The sequence below is a fragment of the Scopulibacillus daqui genome (assembly GCF_016908855.1).
In the GTDB taxonomy this organism is placed as follows: domain Bacteria; phylum Bacillota; class Bacilli; order Bacillales; family Sporolactobacillaceae; genus Scopulibacillus_A; species Scopulibacillus_A daqui.
In genome coordinates this window covers 124,460-139,717 of record NZ_JAFBER010000001.1, presented here as the reverse complement: position 1 = coordinate 139,717, position 15,258 = coordinate 124,460, and the positions used below count along the sequence as shown (strand labels likewise).

The 15,258-nt window shown below is 43.4% G+C and carries 6 protein-coding genes; 1 reads left to right on the top strand and 5 read right to left on the bottom strand.

Annotation, left to right across the window (positions count from 1 at the left end):
* Positions 1–64: 64 nt before the first annotated feature.
* On the bottom strand, positions 65–1,489 hold the full coding sequence (locus JOD45_RS00680) for an NAD-dependent succinate-semialdehyde dehydrogenase (protein ID WP_275583910.1): 1,425 nt from the start codon (positions 1,487–1,489) through the stop codon (positions 65–67).
* A 246-nt stretch (positions 1,490–1,735) separates the two neighbouring features.
* Here JOD45_RS00680 and JOD45_RS00675 point away from each other — a divergent pair, with 246 nt between their 5' ends.
* The gene (locus JOD45_RS00675) at positions 1,736–3,163 is read left to right on the top strand and encodes an NAD-dependent succinate-semialdehyde dehydrogenase (RefSeq protein ID WP_205002174.1); all 1,428 of its coding nucleotides are present in this window, start codon (positions 1,736–1,738) and stop codon (positions 3,161–3,163) included.
* A gap of 257 nt (positions 3,164–3,420) precedes the next feature.
* Here JOD45_RS00675 and JOD45_RS00670 read toward each other — a convergent pair whose 3' ends face one another.
* The 4 genes from JOD45_RS00670 to addB are packed head-to-tail and all read right to left on the bottom strand — an operon-like array spanning position 3,421 to position 15,231.
* Positions 3,421–6,813 (bottom strand): AAA family ATPase, encoded by a 3,393-nt coding sequence (locus JOD45_RS00670; RefSeq protein WP_205001893.1) that lies wholly within the window; start codon positions 6,811–6,813, stop codon positions 3,421–3,423.
* Complete coding sequence (locus JOD45_RS00665) at positions 6,800–8,002, bottom strand: exonuclease SbcCD subunit D (protein ID WP_205001890.1); 1,203 nt, start codon at positions 8,000–8,002, stop codon at positions 6,800–6,802. The genes JOD45_RS00670 and JOD45_RS00665 overlap by 14 nt, the downstream gene beginning before the upstream one ends.
* Position 8,003: 1 nt before the next feature.
* A complete protein-coding gene (gene addA, locus JOD45_RS00660; RefSeq protein ID WP_380897456.1) occupies positions 8,004–11,747 on the bottom strand; it encodes a helicase-exonuclease AddAB subunit AddA in 3,744 nt (1,247 codons plus the stop codon).
* Entirely contained in the window at positions 11,725–15,231 is a 3,507-nt protein-coding gene (gene addB / locus JOD45_RS00655) for a helicase-exonuclease AddAB subunit AddB (protein WP_205001887.1), read from the bottom strand. The genes addA and addB overlap by 23 nt, the downstream gene beginning before the upstream one ends.
* Positions 15,232–15,258 lie beyond the last annotated feature (27 nt).

The following is a 15,258-nucleotide window of genomic DNA, read 5'->3' as shown; positions in this document are numbered from 1 at the left end:
CTGTATGGATAAACACCGGCGGCCTTATATTAATGTCTTAATAGTCTATTACATTTTGGAAGATTTAAATCATCAGTGAAACGTATTTCGTTTCTAAATATTCTTCAATGCCTTCGGCGCCGCCTTCGCTTCCTAGACCGCTTTGCTTAATGCCGCCGAACGGCGCTTGCGCAGTTGACGGCAGTCCATCATTCCAGCCGACAATCCCATACTGCAGTTCTTCAGAAATTTTTGTGCCGCGCGACACGCTTTCCGTAAAGAAGTAAGCAGCAAGACCGAATGGTGTATCATTGGCCAAACGAATCGCTTCTTCATCTGTTTCGAATTTTTGTATAGGCGCAACCGGGCCAAATGTTTCAATATGCATAATTTCCATATCCGGCGTTACATCTTTTAATACTGTCGGTTCAAAGAAATAGATGCCGTTTTCCGCTCTGCCGCGGCCGCCGGCAACACATGTTGCGCCTTTTTCAATGGCATCCTTCACTTGATGTTCAACCTTTTCATAGCCTGATTTATCGATAAGCGGCCCTAGGTCGACGCCTTCTTCCATTCCGTTGCCGACTTTAAGTTCTTTTACTTTCGCTGCGAATTTGTCGACAAATTCATCGTAAACGCTTGAATGAACATATAGACGGTTAGCGCAAACACAAGTTTGGCCGCTGTTGCGATACTTGCTGGCAACAGCCATGCTTACCGCTTTATCTAAATCTGCGTCTTCGCAAACGATGACCGGTGCATGTCCGCCAAGCTCCATGGACATTTTCTTGACTGTTTTGGCGCCCTGTTCCATTAATAAGCGGCCAACCTCGGTTGAACCGGTAAATGTGATTTTGCGCACTCTCTCATCTTCCATGAAGGCATTTGTAATCTCTTTTGAATTTCCGCAAACAACATTAACAACGCCTTTAGGAATGCCTGCTTGCTCACAGTATTCAGCAAGCTTAAGCGCAGTTAACGGCGTTTGTTTCGGCGGTTTGACGATAAACGTACAGCCGGCAGCAAGCGCTGGTGCAAGCTTGCGCGTAATCATTGCCGCAGGGAAATTCCAAGGCGTAATAGCTGCAACAACACCAACAGGCTGTTTCAGCACTTTAATGCGGTGGCTTTCATTTTTGCCTGGAACGGTTCGGCCGTAGATCCGTTTTGCTTCCTCCGCAAACCATTCCATAAATGAAGCGGCATAGGCGACTTCGCCCGTCGATTCTTTCAGCGGCTTGCCGTTTTCAAGCGTCATTATTTCGGCAAGTTCTTTTTCATTCTCAAGCATAAGGTCGCGGACTTTCATAAGAAGGCCGGCGCGTTCAGCAGCCGTCTTTTTCGACCATTCAGGAAGGGATTGATGCGCAGCTTCTATGGCCTGATTGGTTTCTTTATATCCTGCTAATGGCACTGTGCCGACTAATTCGCCAGTTGCGGGGTTAGTCACTTCGATTTTTTCAAGTTCTTTTCCTGTCCATTGTCCATCAATGTAGTTGAGCATATCCAGTCGTTTCACTTGGAAACCTCCCTATGTCATTTTTTATGTCTATATACCTTTATTCATGATCAGAAAACTTTTTTCCTGCTGATATTGATAATTTCTTAGAAACAATGTCGATTTATAAAGCATTATTTCAGTCAGTGAATAAATATCGGGATGGTGACAAACCTTAAAAGATAACCAAATATCATAAAGAAATGAATATTTTGACCTGGCATTCTATAATATGAAGGAGGTCCGGCAGTGGAGAAGCTGGATAAATTAAATTATATTAATGGAGAATGGGTCGGAGAAAATCAACAAAAATTTGAGATTAAAAATCCGGCTACCGGTGAAGTCGTCGGAACGATGCCGGAGGGGACGAAAGAAGATGTCGAAGCGGCGATTGATGCCGCAGACAATGCCTTTCCCGAATGGGCAAATCTTTCAGCCGAAAAGCGGGCGGATTATTTAAAAAAGCTATTCAATATCATGTTGGAAAAAAAAGAAGAACTAGCAACGATCATGACCCTAGAAAGCGGGAAGCCATTGAAAGAATCCCGCAATGAAGTCGATTATGCCGCATCGTTCATTGAATGGTTCGCGGAAGAAGCCAGACGTGCTTACGGCAAGATTATTCCTGGAAAAACAGCAGATCAGCGCATTCAAGTCATTAAACAGCCCGTTGGCGTCGTTGCGGCGATTACCCCATGGAACTTCCCGGCAGCCATGATAACACGAAAAATGGGACCGGCGCTTGCTGCCGGATGTACTTTTATTGTCAAACCGCCAAAAGAAACCCCGTTGTCAGCCATTAAGTTAATGGAATACTGCGAACAAGCCGGCATTCCAAAAGGTGTTGTCAATCACGTCGTTTGTCCGGATGAAATTTTCAGCAATACAATCAAAGACAGTACAAAGGTTCGCAAGCTGACTTTTACCGGGTCAACGGAAGTTGGTGTACTGTTAATGAAGCAATGCGCCGAACATATTAAAAAGGTATCATTAGAACTTGGCGGACAAGCGCCGTTCATAGTGCTTGATGATGCTGATTTGGATAAAGCCGTTAAGGGGACGATTGCTTCAAAGTTCCGCAATTCGGGTCAAACTTGTATTTGCGCAAACCGATTTTACGTCCAATCGAAAGTCTATGATGCATTTATTGAAAAACTGGAAAAAGAAGTGAGCAAGCTGAAAGTTGGCAACGGACTTGACGAAGGCGTTGACATCGGGCCGCTCATTAACAAAGATGGCTACGAAAAGGTCGAGCATCATGTACAAGATGCTGTTGATAAAGGGGCAAAAGTCGTCATCGGCGGAAAAGGGCAAATAAAAAATAACGCCGCTTATTTCTTTGAACCAACTATCTTAAGAGATTGCAGCGAACATATGGTTTGTATGCAGCAGGAAACCTTCGGGCCGATTATTCCTGTGCAAAAAATTGAAACAGATGAAGAAGCGATCGGCGCAGCTAACCATACGCGATACGGACTGGCCGGCTACTTCTTCACCGAAAACGTAACACGGGGAACAAAAATGCTTGAAGCTCTTCAATATGGCATCATCGGCTGGAATCACGGCGCCCCGTCAGCTGCCCAAGCGCCGTTTGGCGGCATGAAAGAAAGCGGACTTGGCCGTGAAGGGGGCGTAGAAGGCTTTGACGAGTACCTTGAAACGAAATATATTTCTTTTGGATTATAAAGAAAACATAACGATACATTTACAAAAGCAGCAGCGGCAACTCTTCCATTCAGTTTTCTATCGGGAAATCGCGTTGCTTCTCATGTGTTGAATTTATTTCATTATGAAGCAGAGGAGAGTGTCAGCAGCTCTCCTCTTTCGTTTTTCGCATTATCGTTACTTTTTTTTCACATTTATCGGCTAAATATGATAATCGTCTTTTTTACACTTAGTCATTCTATTTACGTTGCAAATGCCGTGTTTGGAAACTTCTTTCTTTATAGCGTCTCCAAACGCACCCTGCTGCCCTTTCCAGACGGCTCGGCAGGCTCCACATATAATTTCCGCGGCATTCTTTCCCTTAAATCAGGCACGTGACTGATAATACCGATAGATAATTGATTCATATGAAGTTTCTCAAGCGACGTGACGACCGTTTCGAGCAATTCCTGGTCAAGCGTCCCAAATCCTTCATCCAGGAAGAAAAATTGCAGCGGAACGTCTCCGCGCAATTGAATTTGTGCAGAAAGTGACAAAGCAAGAGCTAAAGAAGTTAAAAACGTTTCCCCTCCAGAAAGCGAAGAGACTGGACGCCGAATACCGCCGTTTGCGTCATCTCTTATAACGAAACCTAACGATGCATCCACTTCGAGCGCATAACGCTGTCTTGTTAAATCACCGAGCCGTTTTGATGCGTCTATGCAGACCTGGTTCAATTGTTCTTCAGCAACAAACTCGACAAAACTGTTGCCGCGGAAAACTTGCTGAAGTTTCTGCAATTGGCTTGCTTTTACTAAATAACTTTCTTTTTCCTTTTCAAGTCTTTCATAGCGTTCGTGCTTTTCTTCTAAAATTGATAGTGTCTGATATAAACTCGCTTTCTTTTCGAGCAGCCGCTCGTATCCGTTCTTTAATTGCTGAAATGCATTTCTCTCCTCGTCGAACATTTCTTTCGTCAGCCATTCGCCGTCCAAACGATCTTTTAACTTTTTCATGTCATTTGTGACTTGGTTCAATGCTGCATCATAATCCTGGATACTTTTTCTGATCTTGGCTTTCTCTTCATCTTCAAGATGAGCTTCAAGAACAGCTTGTTCATCGGCAAAGTCAGTATTTTGTCTGGCATTTTCCCAATTCACTTTAGCTCTATCCAGTCGTTCGGCGGCATTCTGGTGATTATTTTCCGCATTAGAATAGGCCTTCTCAACTGAAAAACGTGATGCTTGCGCTTGCTGCCAACTTGTATAAGACTTTTCTTCGCGCGTCTTAAGCTCGGTTAATTCTTTTTCCAGATCTTCAAGATGCTGATCAATTGTCCGATCCTCTTCTAACCCCAGTTGTTTAAGCTTCTGCAGCTGAGCTTCAATAGATTGAGATAATAATTGAAGCATGCTGCTGTTTTCAGCCTGCTGTGATTTTATCATCGCCGCCCTGTCGCGCAGCTCGTCAATCTGTTTGCCGGCTTCCTCTTTATCTTTCAAAAGCTGATGATAAGCCTTTTGAAGCTGTTCCGCTTGTTGATCTTTCCGCTGAATTTTTTTCAATTCATTGACCGCTTCGTCATAAGCAATTTCAGAGTAAGTTTTCTGCCATTGATCTTTCCGGGATTGTATCGTATCTTTCAGCTTGTCCGCTTTAACTTCAATCTCTGTTTGCCGTTCGTTGTACAAGTCAATTTTCGTCTGCATGGATGATAACTGCTGCTTTAACGATTGCGCTTCTTTTAATTTTTTATCTGTTTCTTCACTTAATGCTAGAATATCTTGATTGATAGCCTTGACTTGATTTCCAATCAAATGAATATCTTGGCGGTCACCCAGATCGGGCCATTCATCATGATTATTTTCCGAAACGGGGAAGGGCTTATCAGGAAAGTATTCTAAAAGTCTTTGAGATTCATTCTCTAACCTCATCTTTAAAGCTTCAATCGTATTGACCCATTTGTGCAATGCTTGAATATGTTCACGATATTGTGCGGCTTTTAACTCCAAATCATGTTCTTGAAGGTCTTCATCCGCTGCTGTCGGTTTAGGATGATGGGTAGATCCGCAGACTGGACAGGGCTCACCGGCTTTAAGATCATTCGAGAGTTTAAGAGAAAGTTTTTGCTTATACGCCGTTTTTAGAAGCTTTTCGGCTTTTGCTTCCTCTTGTTCAAGAAACCTCATGGTCACTTGAGCCTGTCTTTCACATGCAGCTGTCTGATCATAGACTTTGTCGTATTTTTTGACGAGAGACTCTAGCTGATTAATAACAACTTTATGTTTTTCATGAGTTTCTTCTAGATCTTTCTCTATTTGCAAATACCCGCCGCGGTTTCTCTTCCATTCCTCGCGCAGCTCCAACAGTTGCTGATCCAGAGCAGCTATAGATTGCTTATCCGTTATGGCTTTGCCGACAGTTTCCCTATATTCAGGCGAAATTTTCACGGCTTGCAGCTTTTCTTGAATGCTTTCAAGCTCGTGGTTTATTTTTTGATAGATGGATTGCCGGCTCTTCAGCTCCCGTTCTTTTTCCTCAGCCTCAATAGCTAATTCTCGATTAATTCTTTTCTTTTCCTGATAATCTCTCTGTTTTTGGTCAAGCTCTTTTTGAATATCTTTCGCTTGCTGCCATTTTGAACGCTTCTCTAATAAAATGGGTTCTTTTTTCCTTCGCCGCTCCTTAGCTTTTTCATAAGATGCGTAAAGGGCTTCCTCTTGACCCGCGGCTTTTTCAAATTGGTCTTTTGTCTCCTTCAATTTTCGTTTCGTTTCTTCATAATGTTTCCCGGCATTCAGCCATTCTTCGAGTGCAGGCATTACTTTTTCCGCCATCTCTGCTTGTTTAAGAGAATTGCTCGCTTCAGTTATCTCTGTTTGTTGTTCCAACAGCTTTTGATATTGTTTTTTATGGTGCTCTAGCTCAACCTGCCACTCCCAGCGCTGTTTTATTTTCTCAAATGCCGTTTCCTTCTTGCTAAGCTCTTCTTTGCTGTTATGAACAGCTGTTGATGTTTCAGCATACTGATTTTTAATGTCTTGCAACGTTTCTTTTGAAGCATCCCCAAGGCCTTGCTGTTCAGCTGATATTTCGTTAATGCGCTGGTTAACGCCTGTCAGGCGAATTTTTATTTTATCATTTAGTTTATCGCCGTACTTTTCTAAATGAAAAAGACGTTGCAGCATCTTGCGGCGATCGGCGCCTTTCAACGTTAGAAACTCAGCGAATTTTCCCTGGGGCAGCACAACCGCCCGGGTAAAATCTTCGTGCGTTAATCCTAAAATATCCTGAATCCCTTGAGTGACATCCCGCTCTTTATCTGCCAGCACTTCCGTCTTCAGGCCGTCAATCTTTAATAAACGGCAGCTGCCGATTTTCATGCCGTTATCTTTTGTCCGTTTATAGCTTCTTTCGACGCAATATCTTATTGGCCTTTGACCGGTTAACTCAAATGTAAAAGCGGCAGACAGCTGATTTTCAGCATGATTCATAATGCCTTGCGTATTTTTCTTAGCTCTTTCTACTTTGCCGAAAAGAGCAAGGGTCATAGCATCAAGAAGGGAGGATTTGCCGCTGCCGGTCGGACCGAATATGCCAAAAACGCCGCCCTCGCAAAGCTTTTCAAAATCGACGGTTTGCTGCTCTCGAAAACTGTGCAAGCCCGATACAGTCAGTTTAATAGGCCGCATGAAGCTCCGCCTCCTTTTCCGAAGCGTCTTCTTCACCTTCATTAATTAAATCTAAAAATAGTTGTACCAGCTCATCTTCAGGCTGAGCGCCGTTTGTTTGCCGCCCGTAAAAACGGGTAAATAATTCATCTATCGGCAGATCTGAAACTTGTTTCTTTGCTTCCTCTTCTTCCTCTAACAGATAAACAGGTTTGATATGAATCAGACCTTGATGCTTCTTTCTCAGCTTCTGTATATCTTGAATAGATAAAGCTTCCTTTAAATGAATTTCAAGATCAATCCAGGCATTGGCATCACGGCCTTCTTCAAGCCAATGATGAACTTCGCTTAAGCCATGCCTTGCCCGCCATTTAACAAGCGGTCTGCCGGCAGACAAATAAATTTCTTGAATAGAAGCCGGCTTCTGAGGTTCGATATCGATAACAGTCACTGACTTGGGCTGATTAGCTTCAGAAAAGCTGTAAGCCAATGGCGAACCGGAATATCTCGCCGGCGCAGGCGCCCGATGAATCGTTTGCGGGCGATGCAAATGGCCTAAAGCAATATATTGGGCTTCTTTAGGCAATGATTTCGGCGATACTGTATAGGCGCCGCCCACTTGGATAGGCCGTTCTGAGTCAGACTCCCGGCTGCCGGCAATAAACAAGTGGCTCATCATAATATTAACGGTATCTCTGCTAAATGCCTTGGCATGTTCTATAAATAATTGGGCCAGACGCTGATCATAAGCCGCTTGAATGTCTTTTTCCTCGTTCATCACGCTTAAAACTTCGTTTAACCGAGATTCGGAAGGATAAGGAATCGCGCTGACTATCATATCTAAATCTGCCCTGGGGACAGGAATGCGCAATGGTCTGGCAATCGGTTTGCCGACTAAAGTGATCCCTTGTTCGCTTGCAAGCGGCCCGGATGCCTGCAAGCGATCCGGACTGTCATGATTTCCCGAGATAATGATAACCGGGCGCATACCGTTATTCGATAAACGATGAATTGTTTCATAAAACAGCGCCTCCGAAGCTGCCGGCGGGTTAACCGTATCAAAAGCGTCCCCCGCCATGAGAACCGCGTCAATATTTTCTTCTTCGGCAATCCTGCAAATTTCATCCATAACAGCCTCTTGTTCAGCCTGCCGCGAGCGCCCTTCCAGCGTTCTTCCTAAGTGCCAATCTGCTGTATGAAGACATCTCATCCTATTCCTCCTCTCCGATTTCAATGAAACGTCCAATATCAAAAGACCAAAGCCCAACCGTTTGAACTTTCCGCTTCCAAATTTGTTCAATCGCAGTTTTATACAGAGCCATTTGCTTTTTATATCGGTGTTTCAATTGTTGTTCTGCTTCTTCAATCGTCGGATACCGATCAGCCACTTGGTCTGTTTTATAATCGATAAGCGTCAGTCCTTCTTCATCTTCAATCAGACAATCAATGACCCCTTGGACAAGAATCTGCTCATTCTCTTCATCTTGCCAATCAGAGTATATGTCATTGGTGTCCAACACTAAACTAAAAGGACATTCCCTTACGACTCTTGCTGCATTGATCACCCGCTGCCCTATTTGCGATTCAAAAAATCGAAGAATCGCTTGATAATCCAGGCTTTTTTCTTGTTCAGGGGTCATCAATTCATTAGCCAGGCAGGCGGCGCCTTGTTCTTTTAGTGAAGCTAGAGATATTTCTCGGGAAATATCGACATGCTGCATCATCATGTGCATTGCGGTTCCCTTTTCTGTCGCGGACAACAGCTCTTTTTGCAAGAAGCGCGGCCTGTCGCCGATCGGCTGCCGGAAATGACTAAGCATGGCCTGATCGAAACCTTCATTAAAATAATCCTGCTGCCTCTTTATTTCTGTTACTGTTTGTTTAGCCATAAAGCTTGCCGCTTTATGATAAGGGTACTGCCAAGTTAACCGCTCATTAATTTCCTTAATATGTTCTCCGCTTGTTTGAACCGGTTCCCATTGGGTTATTTGCTGCCATTTTTGATCTTTTTCATCAGAGGCGCTTTCGTCGGACAGCAATTCATTTGCTTGAACCACTTGTGTAACCCATGATGATCGATCTAAGGAAATCGTTGTTTTATCGGGCTGATCCTGAGCTATTTCATGTAGAGCATTTGCTTGATGATGGCGAATAACAGCAGGGGCGATCCAATCGAGATATGATTTGCCTTGACGCCGGTTAAACGCCGGCAATAACCGAGAATATTCGCGGATGAACGATCCCCATTTTTTATTGATGGCCTTCTCCGCGTCATTAACCGTTCCGATCAAGTATAGTTTTTCTTTTGCGCGAGTCAGCGCAACATATAATACCCTCATCTCTTCAGCTAACAATTCTTCCGACAATCTCTGCTTAATCGCCAAAAACGGCAGGGTCGGCAAACTAAGCCTTTGCTCCGGGTTAATATTTCTTGTCCCAAATCCTAAATTTTTATGGAGCAGGGCTTTCTCGCGAAGATCGCTTTCATTAAATTGTTTATTTAGGCCAGCAACAAAAACAACTGGGTATTCAAGCCCTTTGCTTTTATGAATCGTCATTATTCGTACAACGTCTTCTTGTTCGCTGAGCGCCCTGGCCTCGCCAAAATCGCTGCCGCGTTCCCGCATGCGTTCAATAAACCGCAGAAATCTAAATAACCCCCGGAATGATGTTCTCTCGTATTGGCGGGCCCGGTCATACAAAGCTTTCAAATTAGCTTGTCTTTGATTGCCGCCTGCTTGGCCGACTACATAATCATAATAGCCGGTCTCCCGGTAAATTTGCCATATAAGATCGGCAAGCGCTCCGGAACGCGCCCTGCTTCGCCATGATTGCAACTGTTCTAGGAAAAGCTTGACCTTATCTGCTAATGAATCATGGTGATCTCTTAAATACGCTTTTAACGCATCATAATAAGGCTTTTTTGCTTCTTTGAGCCGAATTTTCGCAAGTTCATCTCCATTAAGACCAACGATAGGAGATCTAAGGACGCTTGCTAATGGAATATCCTGGTACGGGTTATCAATCACTTTCAGCAAGGACATCATAACGGATACTTCAACCGCATCAAAGTAGCCTGTTGAAAGTTCAGCATACGCCGGTATCCCCTGCTGTTTTAAAATATCAATCATGACCGGCGCCCAGTCTTTAGCTGAACGAATTAAAATGACAATGTCACGAAATTGTATCGGCCGGTTCCGCTTCAAATCTTTATCGTAAACGTGCATCGCTTCATCAGGCGTTTTGCCGATTAATTCTTTGATTTTCTCAGCAATATGACAGGCCTCAAGCTCAGCTGCTTTCCAATCCTCTGTACCGCCGTTATCCGCCTCTTCACTGTTATTTTTCCGATTAATAATGACTAATTCGGCAGGATGCTGCGCCTCCGGGTAAGATGCGCCAAGCTTAAGTTCAGCCTGCTCATCATAATCAATCTCGCCAACTTCTTCGTCCATGATTTGCTTAAAAATAAAGTTCGTCCCATCAATGACTTCTTGCCTGCTTCTAAAATTTTTGGCTAAGTCTATCTTACATCCCGCTCCACGCTGAGTGCCGAATTGTTTATATTTAGTTAAAAACAAGCCAGGCTCAGCTAAGCGGAAGCGATAAATGCTTTGCTTGACGTCTCCCACCATAAATAAGTTTCCGCCAAGCGCTTGATCCCTGCTGATCAGTTGGAGAATTGTTTCTTGGACTAAGTTCGTATCTTGATATTCATCAACCAAAACTTCCTCAAATTGAGCACGATACTGTTCGGCAACGGATGAGGGAAGCTCTTCACTTGGAGATGCCGACTTGTCTCGTAAAATATTCAGGCAATAATGTTCCAGATCGGAGAAATCAACAACGCCTTTTTCTAATTTCGCTAAACGGTAGCGGTCTGAAAACTCTTTAACCAAATGAATCAACTCGTCAACATACGGGGCCATTTCCTGCAAATCTTGCAAATAGGCTTCCGGGGAACGTTTGAACCAGTTTTCCTGGATTTTCGTCACTTGGTCTTTGACTGATTTCCTTAAAAGACTCACCCGGTCTTTTAATCCTTCAATAAAATCCTCGCCTTTACAGGACTTTAATCTCTTAAACTTGATATTTTGAAACGCCTTATAACAGGCTTCCCAATTTTGACTGCTGACATCGGCTAACCTTTGGATAAGTTCCCTGTCTTCTCTGATATTATCTAAATAAGGGGTTGGTCCGCCGGGTTCATTGCAAAGCGCTTCCGCCTGATCTAATACCTTTAATAGACTTAGTAACTGCCTTTTAATAGCCGCTTTAATGTCTTTCGTCCACGTCAATTCTTCAATGCTTGACAATCCTTCTGCGTGATAAGCGCTGCCTATTTCATCCAGCCATTGTTCCGGCCATGGATGGCTTCCAGAAAAATGATAAATCTTTAATATTAACTCTTGTAAATCAGAATCATTTCGATCATTGGAATAGCGGTCTACAAGTCCGTAAAATAACTCGTGATCTTCCCTGCTGTAATAATCCTCAAATAAGCTTTCCATCACCTCTTCGCGAAGCAATTCGCCTTCAGTTTCATCGATAATCCTAAATGATGGGTCCAGGTCAAGCAAATAATAGTAGCGTTTAACAACTGACAGACAAAAGGCATGGCATGTCATAATGGATGCTTTATTTAATAAGGATAACTGTCTTCTTAAGAATAATGAACCAGGGTTTTCACTTAACGCTTTTTCCAAAGCCTTTCCTATTCTTGAACGCATTTCGGCAGCCGCTGCATTTGAAAAGGTAACAATTAATAGGCGATCGATATCGATCGGATTTTCAGGATCCGTTATTTTACGGATAATCCTTTCAACAAGGACTGCTGTCTTACCAGAACCTGCCGCGGCAGCGACTAAGATATCTTGCCCCGTTTCAGTAATCGCCTGCCATTGTTCATCTGTCCATTGGCTGTTGGCCGGTTTACTCTTTTGCATCTCCACCATTAACACCTCTATCCACCATTATTTTTAAGATGTCTTCGTCATTCTCCTTTTTTAACAACCTGTAATTGTTATCGTTTTGAGACTGGTCAAATTGGCAGACTGATTTAAATGAACAATATTGACAAGCGGTTTGGCCTTTGAACTTATAAGGAGAAATTTGGATATTTCCTTCGGTAATTCTGACGCCGGCGTCTTTGATAACTTGCCGGACGTATTTTCTTAAAGCTTGAAAAGACTCGTTATCAGCAACAGATGAGTATTTCGTAAATCCGCCGTCTTTCTTTATCTGTACGGGCACTATATCTGATTTGGAGGCAAATGTTTGATCCATTAACTTCACAACATCTTCATCCGCCAGAATAAGTCCTTTCATTTTAAATTCTTTTATTAATTTCTGTTCCAAATCGCTTTCTGTCAGTTTCTCAGTTTCGTTAAGCATTGGATTATGCACGTGGAAATATAGAACTCCCGCCGGCGTTGCTTCTGTACCGAGCCAATCTTTTGCAAAAGTTAAGACAACGTCTAAATAGGTAAGCATTTGCAAGGCCAGCCCATAATATATATCAGTCAAATTGAGATCTTTTTTGCTGGATTTATAATCAATAATCCGAAGCAAGAGGCCATCCTTGCCCTCTCCTTTATCCACACGGTCAATCCTTCCCGCCAATTCCATTTTGCAGCCATTTTCTAGCTCAAATGTTAAAGGCGGAATCGGCTGATTGGGACCGAACGGAAGCTCCAGCCCAACCGGAGAGAATCCGCTTGCTTGAGCATGCTTTCGCATCACTTTTGCAGCTCGGATGATAATTTGCTCGAGCTTATGCTGCAAATATTGGTGGCGATGCGAGCTTAATAGAATCTCTCTTTGCAGCTTTGGCGCCAGCTGATTAACAGTTTCAGCAGCCATCGTTTCACATTCGCTGACAGAAACGTCAGCCCAAGATTTTTTGCCTTTCATTAATGTTTCTGTCATATGCTTTATAGCAGAATGGAACAATTCACCGATATCCGGCGCCTCTAAACGATAAGTTTCTCTTTCTTTGAGACGAAGCCCGTAAGATGCAAAGTGCTTAAAAGGACATTCATTGAACCTTTCCATTCTAGAAACACTCGCCCGAATGGAAGTTCCGTATAATTGCTTGGCATGATCAGGATGAAGCCTTTCTTGATTTTGATAGAATAAACTGCCAAGTATTTTCCGTCCTTTTCCAGACCATTGATCGCTTTTGGTATACCAGTTGTATACATCCCACCATAACTTGGCAATCGGGTAGCCTTTATCCCATTGCCGTATTTGCGAGGCGAGCCTTCCCACGGTTTTACCCGGTGTCGTTACAAACATCAGCTGCTGTTCTTCCGGAGCTTCATGGGGCTCAGCAGTAATAAACCGTACATTAATATCAGGAAACATTAACTTCAATCTGGCAATGAGCGGAGAAGGCATTAAAGAATTCCCATCTTCCGCCGCTAATGGATAGGAAATAAATAACTTGTCACTTGCACTCGTTAAAGCCCGATAAATCAGGAATTCTTCATCAAGAATTTGTGAACGGGCGCCTTCAGCAAGGTGAATGCCATAGTCTTCAAGCAATGCCCGGTCTTCATCAGAAAACACATGGTCCTCGACAGGCTTAGCCGGCAAAATCCCTTCATTGGCGCCGAGGACAAATACGGCTTTTGTATTCGATAAGCGCGTTCTGTCTATGCTTCCTACCAGAACTTGGTCAAGCGCAGGAGGCACTAATGCAAAATAAAGCGAGTCCAAGCCAGTATCCAACACTTTGGAAAATATATCTAAAGACATCTCTTCCGTACCGGCCGCTTCAACAAATTGATCCAAACAATTCATCACCGCTTCCCATACTTGGTCATGCTCTCTCGCCTCATCAAGCCGGCCTTGGGCTTCGGCTTCATTCCTTAAGCGTTCAACCTTTTCCGGGATCGACAACTCGATAAGGAAATCATATAAAACCGTACATTGATCAAGAATCGTTTTCGCACTTTTCATGTTTGTTTCAAATGCCAAGAGCGGTTTGCCGACAAGGGTGCGAAGCTGATTAATCTCTTTTTGAAAAGCCAGCTCGCCGGCTGTTTGTTTCGCATCCTTTTCCCTTAATCCCTTGTACTCCCGGTATATCCAAGGTTTGTCTTGCTTCCAGGCCTTCCCGTAAATGCCATGGGAGATACAATAATTCTCTAGTAAATCCATTCGTTCTCTCATTGCCGGAAGATCCGAATCAAAAGGGAAAAGCAAATCTGTTTTTACACAGCGAAAAACAGGTTCATAGCGCCAATTTTGTTGAATAACATCTAACGCTGAGCGAATGAACTCAATTAACGGGTGATGCCTCATCGGACGCTTCTGGTCAATAAATACAGGAATCTGATAATCTTTAAAAATGGTCTCAATTAATTCGCGGTAAACAGATAAGTCACGAACAAGAAGGGCTATGTCACGAAACCTTAAGCCTTCATCCCTCGCTAATGCAAGGACATCTCTGGCTGCCTGTTCGATTTCTTCCCTGCGATTCACCGCTTCAGACAAATAAACGGCTTGTCCGGAATATGACTCTACTGCAGGCCGGGTTTCATAATGCTTCTCTAAATGGCTGAGCGCGGGCTCGTTAAACCTCACAGTTTCATTCAAGATGACAGGATTTTGAATATCAATGACATGTTCCTTTGCCGCCTCTTTAATTTGGCGGTAGGTTTGGCCAGTTTTTCTAAATAATGAAAGCTCCCCTGGATAATAACTGTCATAAGCTTGATCAACAGTTAACGTGATTGTCACTTGATTCGCTTGCTTCATCAGTTGAACAAGGGCCTCAATTTCGTGGGGGGTAAAGCTGTCAAAACCGTCCACCCATACCTCAGCATCTTGGAAAAACGTAGTTTGTCCAGCTTTTTCTATGAACAGCCTAAGGTAATCCTCTGAATCAATATATTTGTTTAGCAGCGCCTGATCCAGCTGTGTGTAAATGAACTGCATGTCATAAAGTTTGTCTTTTAAAAGCGTCTCTCCTGAATCTCCGGCTTCCTTTTCCAGCCTCTGATACTTTCGAAATAAATCGCCGGGCGTCAGACAATATTGCTTAAATTCCGTGATAGCCGTATGCAGCACATCATAAAAGCCTTTCTGTTCCGAAGCCTTTTGGAACACACGCAGTTCGTCTTTGTGATGTTCAATAATCTTGCGAATCAGCATCATCATACCCGTTTGATTTAAGTGGTACCTGGTCATGCCGCCTGCTTGCTGGAGAACCCGCATCGCCAATCGTGAAAAACTATAAACATGAAAACGTGTCATGCCTTTTAGACCAGGTGTTTTCGCCATTGCATATTCCGTATCAAAAGTCATTTGGTCAGGAACTAAATAGATGAGGGGAGGTCCGTCGGGATTTTTTTTCAAAGTGTTTCTTGCCTCTTCAAAACAAAGTTTTGTTTTTCCTGCACCCGCTCGACCGAGTATAAACCGTAAAGACATACCTGCCTATACCTCCGTCCAAAGAAA